Here is a 13,170-nt window from a genome sequence, read left to right on the forward strand (position 1 = left end):
CACAGATGTCCACAGATGCACGGCTCGACTGAGCGCTCGCCGAAGTCACAGATGAACACAGATGTATATATAGATGTACTGTGGTAGGCAGATATTTTTTGGGATTGAATGTATTGTTTGAATAAAATTTCTCTAATCCGGTACTTTTTCTAACAACTGCTTAACCCAAGCTTGCTCTTGTTCTGATAAGGGTGGAACGATTTCTGAGGTGTAATCAATTCGATAATCGTAACCTGCTTTATCATAGATTTCTGTAAAGATTTGCTGTAAATTAACTGTAGGTTCAACATCTTGCGATCGCAAAGGCAAAGAAAAAGTCGGAAGAGAATCTGGCAAATTAAAGGCATACAATTCTGCTTGCGGTCGTTGGCTATAACGACTGATTAAAACCCGATAATCTGACTGAATATCATTTTCTAGAATTGGCATTGCTGGGAAACTTCTGATTAAATCAATTTCTACTAGATTCGTTAAACTTCCTAAAATTCGTTGCCGTTTTTGTAAATAACTATCTCGTCCTTCCCCAGAACGTTTATTAACTGGATATAAAATTTCTACAACCGTAACAACTAAACCTGTTCCTATGTCTCTTACTTCTAAATAATTTTGTTTAATTTTTTCAGGTATTGGTACGAGTTATTGGTTGCACCGGAGAAGAAGCAACAGCAACAGCGATTTGAGAGTTCGATTGATTAATATTAGAAGACTGACGTTTTACTGCTAAATCTGGAACACCAACTAATAGAGAATTATCATTATTAAGAGGAGCAATTTCATAAATTATCTTCCCAATAGCCACTTCATATTTAGGACGAACTTGGGGAACTAAAGAATCTGCAAGTGCGACAATTAATCGATTATGAACTTCAGGCCAAAAATCAGGATTTTCTAAATAAGGATCGAACCCTGGAAAGGGTGAAGGCATATATTTATCTCCAATCAGTACAATTCTGAATCTACTACGATAAACTAATCATAGCAGTCTCGAACTATGAGCCTACTGCTTTTTACTTAGCAATTTTATGGCACAGTTATGTTACAAACCAGAAAAAACCTGACTCTAGAAGAATTTCTAGTGCTTCCAGAAGATGATATAACTTACGAATTGGTGGATGGTGAGGTAATACCAAAAATGACACCTAAAAAATTTCATTCTCGGCTGACTAGGGTACTACTTCAGCTGCTCTATGAATGGTGCGCTCAACGAGGTGAAGTTTGTCCAGAATTAGCCATTAAATTAACTCGAAGAGGTCGAGACTGGGTACCAATACCAGAGCTTTTGTACATTTCTGCTGAGCGATTTCCTCCTGATTGGGAGCAAGAAGGAGCCTGTTCTGTTCCCCCAGAATTAGTTGTGGAAATAATTTCACCGGGACAAACTTTTGGGCAATTAGCTGCTAAAGCAAGAGATTATTTGGATGCAGGAGTTTTGCGAGTTTGGGTAGTAGATAGTCAAGCGAGAAGTATTACAGTTTTTTATCCTGATGCGCCACCCCAAACTTATATGGGAAATACGCCATTAATTGATGCTTTGTTTGAGGGTTTAGAAATTACTGCTGAACAGGTTTTTCAATTGGCAAAAATACCTCAGAGTAAGTAATTGAAATTTATGCTATTAGTCTTTGGGAGGGTGCAAGATGAAGAAGTTATCGCGCAGAAGTTTAGTCAAGTATTTACTGTTATTTTGCTTAGGATTGGGAATTTTCCTGATATTAGCTGGGGGAATTTATTGGTTGTTTGGTTCCAATTCTCCAAAAGTTAGCTCTCAATCTTCTGGTGTAATATCGCTGAGTCGATCGCCCAACTGTGGTAGTAAAACAGGTGGCCCAAGTGATAATCCCATTGCTGCGAAATATGGAGAAAATACCTATCCTTGGACTAATAATATCAAATGGGGCTGTGTATATAATATTAAAGATTTTACCGGTAAAAATTTAGTAGATCAGCTTAATTCAGCAATGAATGCTGCTGTGTTTAATGGTGGCGGAGTTATCTATTTTCCGGCAGGAACTTACAATTTTACTGATAGTATATTTTTTAAAAATGGGGTGGTGCTTCGTGGGGAAACCCCAGAGGTAACAGATGCTAAAGCTGATAAGTATGCGCCTGCAAGTAAGCTGGTTTTTCCTAAGTATGAACCGAGTTTTTCGGGAAATGGAACAGATAATACTAAAGCTTTTAAAAAAATTTTTACTAGTAATGCTGAATCAGATAGTAATATTGGTGTGGTTAATTTAGATATTAATCGTGCGGGAATCAATTTTGGGGGAGATGTTGATACTGTCAAAAAACAAAATATTGTAATTTTTGGGGTTCGCAATAATAATGTTGCCGATCCATCTAATCAGGTGCCAGATTCATCTTTTCAAGAAGCTTGGATGCGGTATAGCGATCGCTTCACTGCCAACATTAAAATTAGTGCTTTAGCTAATGTTTTAGTTGCTAATAATCGGGTTAATGATACCATTACTGATAATTACGATCAACCCGGATATAAAGTACAATCTTTAGATAAAAAAGAGGTGATTACTTACGCAGAAGGTAATAAAGTACCTTTTGATTATGGTAATCATTATGGAATTGTAGTTAATCGTTCTAAACCTCAAGGTTTTGCATTAGCAGCTAACCCCAAAAATGAACCGGGACTTTTTCGCAAGGGAGTGGTGATTCGGGATAATTGGGTATTTCATAAAATGAGGGTTGCTATTCATGCGGCGGGTGATGGATTAATTATTAAAGATAATGTAATTTTGGATCAAGCTAATAAAGTATGGTGGACCGATCCTACTGGAATTCGTCAACCTAGAGGTGCTGTTACTTTTGAAAATCGTGCGATCGATTGGTCTGGTTGGAATGTGAAAATTGAAGGGAACAATTATCAAGTTTACAGGCATCAAGTGATGGATACTCCCTATCTTAGCGTTGATGGAGAGGGGATTTTAATTCAAGAATGTTGCGGTGGTACTACTGTAAATGGATCGCAAATTGTCAACAACCAAGGCAATGGTTATGTAGGCATTTATAAAGTTCCAGAAATTAAAAAGGTGACAATTAAAGGGAATAAATTATCAGCACCAGAAGTTGATAAATACATGATTTACGTAGTAGCAGACACTAATAATGCGCCTCATTCTATGTCTGAAGTTTTAATAGATGATAATCAATTAAGTGGCAACATTGTAGCTAGGTCTAGTTTAGGAGGAACTGGAAATATTATTAAAAACAATGTAGGCACAAATGGGACAATTGAATATTCTTGTAATGTGACAGTTGGGGATAATACTCGTTTTATCGTCAAACCTTGCTCGCCAGTAAAATAATAAAATTAATGTACTAAATATGAACATTTGTTGATTAAAGTAAAAAAATATTTGAACGGAATTTCAGTATTCAAAAATACCGAATCATTAAGTTGATTCCTATCTAATAGGGAAAGTAATCCTAAAAGATGACTTTCTTACTTAAAGCCTCCAATGTCTTGAATAAACAAGCAGAAGCTATACCTGTTAACGATCGAGAGAGAATACAACAATGCCGGAACAGCCATTTTCAGATGAAGTAGCCTTGCGAATTGCCTTGGCTTCACGATTATTTCCCGAATTAAGTCTTAAGGAGTTTCTAGAAATATTACTGGATTATTTGGGTGGTGAAATTGACGAAAAATCCTTAAGTCGGATCACAGTTACTAACTTGAAAACAGCTTTGGGACAAACTTATGAACTCGATGGAGAAGAACATGGGGAAGATGCCAATACAGAGGAAATAGCCGCATTCAAACAAGCGGTAAGAATTTTATGGGGTGAAACTGGTGAAAGTGATAGATTACCAGCTATTGAACCTTATCAAGAAGGTGATATGCCGCAATCTATTCGGGTGGCTGTAGCGTCGAATAATCGAGAAGAATTAGATGGACATTTCGGTTCTTGCCTGCGTTATTTAATTTATCAATTATCAGCGGAAGAAATACGACTGATTGATATTCGATCGACCTTAGAAGCAGAATTCGCGGAAGATAAAAATAGGTTTCGTGTCGATTTAATTAAAGATTGTCCGATTTTGTATATTGTAGCGATCGGGGGACCTGCTGCTGCCAAAGTAATTCAAGGCGGAGTCTATCCCATGAAGAAGGAAAAAGGCGGCGCAGCTAGAGAAGTGTTGGTAGAATTACAACGCGCACTAACCACTTCCCCACCACCTTGGTTAGCAAAAATTTTAGGAGTTGCACCAGGCGATCGCATCAAAAATTACAAAGCATTAGCAGTGTAAAAAAAACCACAAAGGAGTTCATCATGTCTGTTAAAGAAATTAAATCTTTTGTCCAAAAAGTTGAAGTAGATCCTCAAATTGGAGAGAAATTAAAAAGTTGCGAACGGGTTAAGGAATTAGTCGCTCTCGCTAAAGAAAATGGATTTAACTTCGCTGAAGAGGAACTTTATCCACCCAATGAACCTGCATTTACAGCGGAACATTTAAGCCCTAAACTTGTTAAAGTTTTACTTCGGTAATGATACACAGTATAGATCCCCGACTTCTTCAAGAAGTCGGGGATCTAGCGGATTTAGGGATAGTAATTTCGCTCTCATCAAGCGTCTGGAAAGATTCATTTAAAGCATAAAATTTTAAAGCAGTATTCCCATAAACTTTTTCTCGACAAATTACTAACCCAGGAATTTCTCCTACATTCCACAAATTTGGACTATGTTCGACTGCAAGTTCACCATTTTGAGCTAAAAGTTGATATTGCGCGATCGCTTCCAGCACAGGTTGATATAATTCGCTAGAGTAGGGAGGATCGAAATAAATGCGATCGAATTTCTGCCCCTCTAAACTTTTTAATCGCTGCAAAACATCACCGCGCAAAACTTGAAAGTTTTGCCCTGAATGAGCGACTTGCTGCCAATTTTGTTGAATAATTGTACAGGCACGACTTGATTTTTCAATTCCTACAACATAACTAGCACCTCGACATAAAGCTTCCGCCCCCATTGAACCACTTCCAGTGCATAAATCTAGCCAGCGACAATCTTCAATTGTGCCTTGCCAAATATTAAAAACTGCCTCTCTAACTCTGGCTAGAGTGGGACGGGTATCTTGACCTGGTAAAGTTTTTAGCAGGCGGTTGCCGTAAATTCTCAGACTCATTTTGATTTAGTAGGGGCGGGTTTAGCCAAAGCTTTGAATGCAACAGCGATTAGACTTCAATCAAAACCCGCCCATTGCAACTGGAGTTTGAATTCTGCTAACAAAATTAGAGAGAATTTGTAATCCCGTTTCCGATGATTTTTCGGGGTGAAATTGTACTGCCATTAAGTTATCTTTAGCGATCGCAGCTGTAACTTTTTGGCTACCATGAGTTACTGTGGCGGCGCGAACTTGTGGATCGATCGGATCGACATAATAAGAATGGACGAAATAAACCCAAGGTTGAGTAGCTAAATTTTGCCATATTGGGGCATTTGGTTGAGTAATTTCTAATTGATTCCATCCCATGTGCGGAATAGTTAATCCGGGTTCGGGGCGAAATCTGCGAACTGTTCCGGGTATAATACCTAAACCTGGTTCTTTGCCTTCTTCGCCGCTATCAAATAAAATTTGTAAACCTAAACAAATGCCTAAAAAGGGTTTACCTTCAGCAATTATTTGTTTGATAGGTTCGACTAGATTACGCGATCGCAATTGTTGCACAGCCGGATCGAAAGATCCCACTCCGGGCAAAACAACTGCATCAGCTTGGGCAATTTCTCTGGGTGAATCAGTTATTTTGGGAGTAGCACCAGCTTTTTCTAAACCTTTGCAAACTGAGTGCAAGTTCCCCATGTCATAATCAACTACAGCAATAACTGCCATTTTCCCTCCCCTGGTTAATATCAAACAACTGTTTCCATTTTAATTGGATATGAGCAAAAAAGTCCTGTTAACTTCTTTTACAACTTGGCTACCTCACCAGAAGTCTAATTCATCTGATGATTTATTAAGAGAAATTGCCCAAAGTCCAGAAATTAATTCTACTTTATTGTTAACTTTTCTGCGCCAGTTACCTGTGGATATTCAGCAAGCAAGCGATCGCGTAATTGCCCAAATTCACTCGTTACAACCAGATATTATAGTTTGTTGCGGCATGGCGGAAAGCCGACTCAATTTAACAGTAGAATCTCTTGCTTGCCGGGAACAGGATGTAATTAAAACTTGGGTAGATGTAGAGCGACTAATTGCTGATTTAAGCGGAGTAGAAATCAGTCACGATGCTGGTAAATTTGTCTGTGAGGGACTTTACTACTCAATTCTCCATCATTTAAAAACTCAGCAATTAAAAACTCATTGCATCTTTGTTCATGTACCCATTCTTACTAATAGCAACTTCCCCCAAATTCAAGCCAATTTAACTCAAATTATTTACAGAATGATGAATTTAGATCCCCGACTTCTTGAAGAAGTCGGGGATCTGAGTGAGTTGACTTCTTGAAGAAGTCGGGGATCTGAGTGAGTTGACTTCTTGAAGAAGTCGGGGATCTGAGTGAGTTGACTTCTTGAAGAAGTCGGGGATCTGAATTGATTATTTCCCAAACCCTTTTGTTGATTTTTTGGGGGTTTTGGGTTTAACTTTGGATTTGTCTACTTCTGCGATCGCTTCTAAAAACAAATTATGCAAATGTATCGGAACGCTGGCAATTTCCGGGAGTTCTGGTTCTAAGGGCTTTTTATAGGCTTGAAGTACAGGATTTAAATCTTTTTCTAATTTAAAATTAGGACGATTTAAGTATTTCTGTAACAACTTTTCTAACTCTGTGGGATACTCTTTAGCTAAACGATTCCAGACAAAAACATTTACTTCTGGCTCTACCAAATATTTACGAATTACCTTGTCGCCATTAGGAATATTCTGCCAATCTTCTGTCACCAATAATGATTTAAACTTTGTGTAATTTGGCAAAATTACCTGTCCCCAGCGAGGATGGGCAATAACTGTTACTTCTTCAGCTTTTTTGATATTGTCCGGTAATTCAACTTTGGGCAGCATCATTTTCGGTTTACCATTGTTTTGGAAAAGCTGGGTAACTTCCTGAGAATTTGCGCCTAATTCTTTTGCTGCTTCGGCAATTTCTTCCGGGGAAACTCCAGCTTCTTCTGCCATTTCTTCCAGCGACTTAGAATTATCTATTCCCATTGCTGCCAATCTTTTTTTAGTGAGAACTTCTTGAAACTCGGTAAACTTTTTGTTTAGCTGATATCCAGGCATTGTCACTTCATCACTACCAAAGAAATCTAGAAAATCTTGGTGATATTGTTCTACAGATTGCCAAGCTGCTTCTAATAAATCTGGGGCATCACTGTAAAGATGTTTTTTATGTAGATCTTTAAAATTCCCAATAGCGACTGCTAATTTTGGTTTTCCTAAATTACCCATTGGTAAACAAGGGCCAGAAAACATCCAATAATCATCAGTAACCGGAGAAATTCTGGTGAGTAAAATTTCTCCATTTTTAAAATTAGCCATTTCTGCTAATGCACGGCTATCATTTGGCTTAACAGTATAATGTTTATCTGATAACCAGTTCATTAATTCAAAGCCATCTGGTAAAATTTTTTGCACAGCAAACAAGCCGAGAAAGCTATTTTGCCATTTTTTAACTAAATTGCGATCGCTCTCTGATAATTCCGGCTGATTTGCCAAAAACAAATCAATCGGTGTTTGCCCTTTAACTTTTCCCTCTGTCAAGAAACTATCAATTAATAACTTTCTTTCGTAAGCCGATCCATAAAGTTTATTGTCTGCATGGGAATTAGCTGCAACGTAAGATTCTAAAGCTACTGCCAAGTCTCCTTCAGATTCTAGGACAAATTCTACTAAATTTTGTTTGAGTTGGCGCGATCGCTCTAATATATTATCCATAAACTAAATTTTTAAATCACCTCTTATAAGGTAAATTACAGCCACAGCAATAGCGCTCCACCTAAAGACACATTTTCCTAAACTAGCAGAAATGGCATTCATTGATATTTTTTAATTTAGGTCTATAAAACTAATTACCGAGAATTTGTTTCATCTATATTAAGCTTTTATTTAATACAAATATTGCTAATCAGGCTATTGGTAATCAAGCGGGACATTTTGGTGAGTAAAGGGAACTCCTGAACAGATTTGTCTCGATGAACGGTCGCTAGCCGATAATCAAATTTTCATAATGCTAGTTTTTTGTAATTCACCAGCTTTTTTGTAATGTAAATAACTGTTTTGTTGTTAACTAACTTGATATACGCGCCCGGTGAAACGGTAACGATTACGGCGAGTAATTTTACACCAGGCTCGACGGTTGAGTTCAGTATCTCTGATGACCCTAAAAATCCAGGGTATGACGGCGACGCAGATATCTATAAGCCCTTCTCGATTACAGATGGTGGCAAGGGCGATCTCGATGAGGTTGCTAATGGTCAAATTGTGACTACCTGGTTCGTACCTACAGATAACAATGGCACAGGGAGCGGTACGCCGGATGCGTTGAATGCGACGTTGAATTTGACTGCGAAAAGTTCAAATGGGCAAATAGCAACGACAACGTTTAAAGATGCTGGGCCGGGCATTAATTACCAACAATGGGAAGACCTCCTAAAGGGAAGCCATAACCCACAGTGGGCAAACGGACAAGCCAACCCTAACCAAGCCATCTATCTTGAGGGAGACACCGTACCCTACTGGTTTCAAGGAACTAACCTAGACACGACTCAAACTTATGGTATCCGTGTCAATCTAAACTACTATCAGGCGAACACGAAAGCAGGCGGTTTTGCCTATCTGAATACCTACAACACGAGCATTCAAAACATTCCCAATAATCCAGGCGGCATTACTAATTCTCCCACTCAAGAGAGCACTTACACCTTCACCGATCCACTGACTGCCGATCCCCAGCCCATTTTCTACGTGCAAAACGCAGATGTCCTCTCGGTCACTTACGAAAACAACGTTACTCCCACCTCGACACCAAGCGGGGACACCGATCGATTATGCTCAAATCACACCGACGGGAGTAACACCGCAACAGTATATCAATGGTACGGCTTCAGACTTCGACCAGTACTATGCCTCTCTGGGCGGAGCGATCCAATACAGCACAAATCAAGGTTTAATCAACCAAACGAACCCAGGTGTTTTCTTCTACTACACGGGACTTTCCAATACCATTAAGGGAGTGGATGCTAATAACGATAAAAAGGTCGATTCAATCTCTGTCTTAATCGACCAGAGCAACAACGGGCTTGATGTTGTTAGCAATACTACTAACCCCGGCAATACGGAATGGAATTTTGGCACCACCCTCAACGATGTCAAGCTGTATAAGGTTACTGATACCAACAAAAACGGCAAGATAGATCCAGGTGAGACAGCCACCCAAGTACAACTGCAATCCAGTCAGGTGGTCTTCGGTAGTGGGCTGAGCAAAGGTGACGTAACCATCAATTTCACACCTGATGCAGTTGGCTCTCTCTATGTGATCGGAGTGAAATACGATACGAATAGTGTAGTCGGTTTACCACAAGGAACCCTACCAACAGTTAAATACACCTTCAACACCGATGTTGGTAAGAATGGAACCATTGAGGAGACTGACCTCAAAGGCATTACCTTGAAGTACAAGCAGGCGATCACCGCGCTCACTCTCAACGGTACTGCGATCGCTGGTGGCGCGATCCTAACCCAAAACGAACTTTCCCCCGTTGTCAATGCCGCCATTGATTACTGGGCTGCCCAAGGCGTAAACAGTGACAGCCTCGATAAGTTGCGCCATACCGACGTACTGATCGGCGACCTGGGTGGCACCTTATTAGGCAGCACTGACGGCTCCACAGTCCAGATCGATGATGATGCAGACGGTCACGGCTGGTCTAGTTCACTCGATCAAGTTGCTGTTGGCAAAGCCGATCTCCTTTCAACCGTAACCCACGAGTTCGGTCATGTTCTCGGTTTAGAACACGATGTTATGGGAGAAAAATTAGGATTGGGCGAACGACACCTGCCATTGGATAATGACGAACTCGATCTGCTCAAAAAACAATACTCCAACCTGTTTGCCACTCAAACCTTCTAAGTAAACCCAAGCGGAACCATTCTTAGACTCTAGAGATTCGCACACTTCGCACACCTAGCGATCGCGAATCTCTTTTTTTGGCTCTTTTGTACTGGTGGTGGAAAACAGAAGTGCAAGGGGACTAGGGACTAGGGATTGGGATTCCTTGGAAATCAAGCATTCCACACATTAATCAGTTTTATTTATCACAATAAGTACCGAGAGAGCCACTTAACATGACTAATAGCTGATTAAACTTTCTAACTCTAAATTCCCTGCTACTTGCGCCAATTTTTCCAAATCTTGAGCATCTGCTAAATATGGCATAATTCCTAAAACGGGAACATTTGTCAAAGATTGAATTAAGCTAATTGGTGCTAGTTCAGTAATTTCTTGTTCGGAAATAGGTTGCACACAATTTAAAACAATCCCTTTTAACTTAACTTTTGACTGCTGTGCTAAAGCTACATTTGCCACAGCTTGAGCAATACAACCCAATTTTATCGGCACTACTAAAACCGTTGGTAATGCCCAATCTCTCGCTAAATCTGCTACGGTTAATTCATAAGTTATCGGTGAACCTAAACCGCCTAAAGCTTCTACTAAAACCAAATCTCGCTGTTGTTGCAAAGTAGTAAAAGCTTGCCAAACAATTTTTAAATCTACTTCCTTACCTTCTTTTTGGGCAGCTATCGGTGGTGCTAAAGGTGCCCTAAAATGTAATGGTGTAATCTCCGATTGATTGAGGGAAAATAATTGGCTGTAAAGTTCCTTATCTCCTTCTCCTGTTTGCAATGGTTTAAAAATTCCTACTTTCTGACTCGGATAATATTTCTGTAAATAAGCAAATAACGCTGTAGTTAAAACAGTTTTTCCGGCGTTTGTATCTGTACCAGCAATCAGTAAACTTTTCATCTGTAATGGTAGTTGGTAGTTGGTAGTTGGTCAATCACTAGTTGGTTTTTATTCATAGGACTTACGCACTAACTCTATATATGGTGGAACGGTGCGTTCCACTGGCGTTTTTCTTGAATGCCGCAGGCTATACACACCCTACGAATAGAGCCGAGGCGTAAGTCCTAATTCAATTTTTACACAAATGACAAATGACAAATAACACTACTATTTAACCGTAATATCTAAAGAAAATACACTGTCTTGATTTGTTTTGATATCAATTTTATATTCTCCTGCGCGATCGATCTTTGATTCCCATTCTCCCAACCCTGTGGCATTTTCGACTAACTCACCGTTAGGATACCGAATATCCAAAGTTGCATTACCACTGAGAACTCTGGCACTTACCACTTGACCTGGTTGTAAGTTTAGCAAATAACGTTTAATTCTTGCGGGACTAGTGCGATCGGACAGAATTTGTGTACCCATTCCCCCGTCAGGGAAGTTAATTAATTCTGCGTCAATTAAAATATTTGCCCCCGGAGTTTCTGTGGGAATAGGTGTGGACCCTGGAGTAGGGGTTTCGATCGGACTTGGTGTAGGAGTTGGTTCTGCATTAGTTAAAAATAACTCCAGTTTATAGTTACTTTCTGACACACCTTTAACTGTACCCAACTCAATTGTATAATCACCATTGTAAGGCAGTGTTCCTGACCAACGAGTAACTCTTCTCGACTGATTATCTACCGTTTCTCCATTAGGTGCGAAAACTGTCATTAATACTCCTTCTTTAGTTAACAAAGCACTTAATTTTTGTCCTTGAGTTCCAGAAATAATATAATTAATTGTGGCATTATACTTTAACTTATCTTCAGCAATTAAAGTTTCTCCGGGAATTGGGTTAAGGCGTTTACTAGAAGTTACAGGTTCAGGATCGGGAGTTTCTTCAACTTTTGGGGTGGGAGTAGCATCAGGAAACACCTCGCTAGGAATTGCTAAAGGTGTAGGTGTTGCCGTTGAAGATTCATTACTAATTCTGGGTAATTGTAGATTGCGGAACAGAAACCCTTCATTCAAAAAGTAACTGACTAAAAACCAAGAACCTACTCCAGCAAATAAAGCCAAAACTAGCCCCACCAAAAACACCATAAAAGGATTATCCCAAACAGATTTCTCGGCAGGAACGATCGCCGGGGCGGGTTTAGTTACAGAAGAATTTGGTTCAAATTTCCGGGCAACTACTACTGTTTTAAATTCGGAAAGGTCGGGAACGTTAGTAGGTTTTGGTGGTAGAGAAGGAGATTTTTTGGTTGATGAATTGGCTGGAGTAGTTAAAGTAGGAGGTGATGCTAAAGCGCGAATAACTGCACGGGCATCGGGGTAGCGATCGCCCGGTCGATAGCTTAACATTCGATTCAACACTTGCGCCAACACCGGATTAACTGGAGGTATCCACTTTTGCCAATTCCAAGACAGTGTATTTTCATTAAATAATACTTGCGGTTCCTGCCCTGTGAGTAATACAATTGCCATTACTGCCAAAGAGTAAAGATCGCTGTTAGGATAAGCCCTTCCGGTTTGAATTTGTTCCGAAGGTGCATAACCCATTTTTCCCACTGTAGTTGCTGACAAAGTTAAATCAGGATATTGCACTTTAGAAGCGATATCTTTAACTACACCAAAGTCGATTAATACTGGTGTGCGTTCGCGTTCTCGTAAAATAATATTATCCGGGGAAATATCTCGGTGAACCATTCCTTGACTATGAATGTAATCTAGCACTGGCAGTAATTGCTGCAACAACCGCAAAACCTCTGCTTCGGTAAACCTTTCGTTTTTCAACTTCCGTTGTGCAAGTAACTCCCGATAAGTTTTTCCTTCCACATAGTCCTGTACCAAAAATAAACGTTGATTTTGGGAAAAGGCGGCGCGAAACTGGGGAATTTGCGGATGCTTAATTTGATAAAGTATGCTAGCTTCCCGTTGAAAAAGTTCTTTAGACTTTTGTAAAATTTCACTACCTGGGTGTTGGGGAATAAATTCTTTCAAAGCGCATTTTTCCTGAAAACGCCCTCGATCTTCGGCAAGATAAGTTCGTCCAAACCCCCCCTGACCCAAAATATTGAGTAAACAGTAGCGGTTTTGCAGAATTGTTCCATTGGGAAGCGGTGGTTGCATTGCAGTTAATTAAGCAGGCAAAGGTAATGAC

Annotated in this window: 14 protein-coding genes; 7 read left to right on the forward strand and 7 right to left on the reverse strand. The window is 39.7% G+C overall.

What is annotated here, in order from left to right:
* Window positions 1-132 precede the first annotated feature (132 nt).
* Together ACE1CI_RS23105 and ACE1CI_RS23110 are read right to left on the reverse strand one after the other, a co-directional pair.
* A complete protein-coding gene (locus ACE1CI_RS23105) occupies window positions 133-627 on the reverse strand; it encodes a DUF4058 family protein (RefSeq protein WP_496615892.1) in 495 nt (164 codons plus the stop codon).
* Window positions 620-925, reverse strand: a complete 306-nt coding sequence (locus ACE1CI_RS23110; protein WP_413263354.1) for a DUF4058 family protein — start codon at window positions 923-925, stop codon at window positions 620-622. Before ACE1CI_RS23110 ends, ACE1CI_RS23105 begins: the two co-directional genes overlap by 8 nt.
* 108 nt (window positions 926-1,033) lie before the next feature.
* On the opposite strand from ACE1CI_RS23110, the gene ACE1CI_RS23115 reads away from it, so the two are divergent.
* The 4 genes from ACE1CI_RS23115 to ACE1CI_RS23130 all read left to right on the forward strand — a co-directional run bounded on the left by ACE1CI_RS23115 (window position 1,034) and on the right by ACE1CI_RS23130 (window position 4,505).
* The gene (locus ACE1CI_RS23115; protein WP_413263353.1) at window positions 1,034-1,600 is read left to right on the forward strand and encodes a Uma2 family endonuclease; all 567 of its coding nucleotides are present in this window, start codon (window positions 1,034-1,036) and stop codon (window positions 1,598-1,600) included.
* Window positions 1,601-1,637: 37 nt separating this feature from the next.
* On the forward strand, window positions 1,638-3,320 hold the full coding sequence (locus ACE1CI_RS23120) for a glycosyl hydrolase family 28-related protein (RefSeq protein WP_413263352.1): 1,683 nt from the start codon (window positions 1,638-1,640) through the stop codon (window positions 3,318-3,320).
* A 211-nt stretch (window positions 3,321-3,531) separates the two neighbouring features.
* Window positions 3,532-4,266 carry a dinitrogenase iron-molybdenum cofactor biosynthesis protein gene (locus ACE1CI_RS23125; protein WP_413263351.1) on the forward strand — a complete coding sequence of 245 codons (735 nt, stop codon included), beginning with the start codon at window positions 3,532-3,534 and terminating at the stop codon, window positions 4,264-4,266.
* A gap of 23 nt (window positions 4,267-4,289) precedes the next feature.
* On the forward strand, window positions 4,290-4,505 hold the full coding sequence (locus tag ACE1CI_RS23130; RefSeq protein ID WP_413263350.1) for a Nif11-like leader peptide family natural product precursor: 216 nt from the start codon (window positions 4,290-4,292) through the stop codon (window positions 4,503-4,505).
* A gap of 28 nt (window positions 4,506-4,533) precedes the next feature.
* Here the strand turns inward: ACE1CI_RS23130 and rsmD are convergent, their stop codons facing one another.
* Both rsmD and hisH read right to left on the reverse strand, forming a co-directional pair.
* On the reverse strand, window positions 4,534-5,142 hold the full coding sequence (rsmD, locus tag ACE1CI_RS23135; protein ID WP_413263349.1) for a 16S rRNA (guanine(966)-N(2))-methyltransferase RsmD: 609 nt from the start codon (window positions 5,140-5,142) through the stop codon (window positions 4,534-4,536).
* Between the two features lie 60 nt (window positions 5,143-5,202).
* Window positions 5,203-5,847, reverse strand: a complete 645-nt coding sequence (gene hisH, locus ACE1CI_RS23140) for an imidazole glycerol phosphate synthase subunit HisH (RefSeq protein ID WP_413263348.1) — start codon at window positions 5,845-5,847, stop codon at window positions 5,203-5,205.
* 49 nt (window positions 5,848-5,896) lie between these two features.
* Between hisH and ACE1CI_RS23145 the strand changes: the two genes are divergently transcribed.
* Window positions 5,897-6,463 (forward strand): pyroglutamyl-peptidase I family protein, encoded by a 567-nt coding sequence (locus ACE1CI_RS23145; RefSeq protein ID WP_413263347.1) that lies wholly within the window; start codon window positions 5,897-5,899, stop codon window positions 6,461-6,463.
* A 90-nt stretch (window positions 6,464-6,553) separates the two neighbouring features.
* Here ACE1CI_RS23145 and ACE1CI_RS23150 read toward each other — a convergent pair whose 3' ends face one another.
* On the reverse strand, window positions 6,554-7,891 hold the full coding sequence (locus ACE1CI_RS23150) for a DUF7986 domain-containing protein (RefSeq protein ID WP_413263346.1): 1,338 nt from the start codon (window positions 7,889-7,891) through the stop codon (window positions 6,554-6,556).
* Window positions 7,892-8,437: 546 nt separating this feature from the next.
* Here ACE1CI_RS23150 and ACE1CI_RS23155 point away from each other — a divergent pair.
* Together ACE1CI_RS23155 and ACE1CI_RS23160 are read left to right on the forward strand one after the other, a co-directional pair.
* Entirely contained in the window at window positions 8,438-9,184 is a 747-nt protein-coding gene (locus ACE1CI_RS23155) for a hypothetical protein (protein ID WP_413263345.1), read from the forward strand.
* 4 nt (window positions 9,185-9,188) lie between these two features.
* The gene (locus ACE1CI_RS23160; RefSeq protein WP_413263344.1) at window positions 9,189-10,085 is read left to right on the forward strand and encodes a zinc metalloprotease; all 897 of its coding nucleotides are present in this window, start codon (window positions 9,189-9,191) and stop codon (window positions 10,083-10,085) included.
* A 219-nt stretch (window positions 10,086-10,304) separates the two neighbouring features.
* On the opposite strand, the gene bioD is transcribed toward ACE1CI_RS23160, so the two are convergent.
* A complete protein-coding gene (gene bioD, locus ACE1CI_RS23165; protein WP_413263343.1) occupies window positions 10,305-10,979 on the reverse strand; it encodes a dethiobiotin synthase in 675 nt (224 codons plus the stop codon).
* A gap of 207 nt (window positions 10,980-11,186) precedes the next feature.
* Window positions 11,187-13,139, reverse strand: a complete 1,953-nt coding sequence (locus ACE1CI_RS23170) for a protein kinase domain-containing protein (protein WP_413263342.1) — start codon at window positions 13,137-13,139, stop codon at window positions 11,187-11,189.
* Between the last annotated feature and the right edge of the window lie 31 nt (window positions 13,140-13,170).

The organism is Floridaenema flaviceps BLCC-F50, from assembly GCF_041929275.2.
Taxonomy (GTDB): domain Bacteria; phylum Cyanobacteriota; class Cyanobacteriia; order Cyanobacteriales; family Aerosakkonemataceae; genus Floridanema; species Floridanema flaviceps.

What these genes read in the sequence shown, in the direction of transcription:
- ACE1CI_RS23110 (WP_413263354.1), bottom strand. Translation starts at nt 925, where the DNA reads ATGCCTTCACCCTTTCCAGGGTTCGATCCTTATTTAGAAAATCCTGAT.
- ACE1CI_RS23115 (WP_413263353.1), top strand. Translation starts at nt 1,034, where the DNA reads ATGTTACAAACCAGAAAAAACCTGACTCTAGAAGAATTTCTAGTGCTT.
- ACE1CI_RS23120 (WP_413263352.1), top strand. Translation starts at nt 1,638, where the DNA reads ATGAAGAAGTTATCGCGCAGAAGTTTAGTCAAGTATTTACTGTTATTT.
- ACE1CI_RS23125 (WP_413263351.1), top strand. Translation starts at nt 3,532, where the DNA reads ATGCCGGAACAGCCATTTTCAGATGAAGTAGCCTTGCGAATTGCCTTG.
- ACE1CI_RS23130 (WP_413263350.1), top strand. Translation starts at nt 4,290, where the DNA reads ATGTCTGTTAAAGAAATTAAATCTTTTGTCCAAAAAGTTGAAGTAGAT.
- rsmD (WP_413263349.1), bottom strand. Translation starts at nt 5,142, where the DNA reads ATGAGTCTGAGAATTTACGGCAACCGCCTGCTAAAAACTTTACCAGGT.
- hisH (WP_413263348.1), bottom strand. Translation starts at nt 5,847, where the DNA reads ATGGCAGTTATTGCTGTAGTTGATTATGACATGGGGAACTTGCACTCA.
- ACE1CI_RS23145 (WP_413263347.1), top strand. Translation starts at nt 5,897, where the DNA reads ATGAGCAAAAAAGTCCTGTTAACTTCTTTTACAACTTGGCTACCTCAC.
- ACE1CI_RS23150 (WP_413263346.1), bottom strand. Translation starts at nt 7,891, where the DNA reads ATGGATAATATATTAGAGCGATCGCGCCAACTCAAACAAAATTTAGTA.
- bioD (WP_413263343.1), bottom strand. Translation starts at nt 10,979, where the DNA reads ATGAAAAGTTTACTGATTGCTGGTACAGATACAAACGCCGGAAAAACT.
- ACE1CI_RS23170 (WP_413263342.1), bottom strand. Translation starts at nt 13,139, where the DNA reads ATGCAACCACCGCTTCCCAATGGAACAATTCTGCAAAACCGCTACTGT.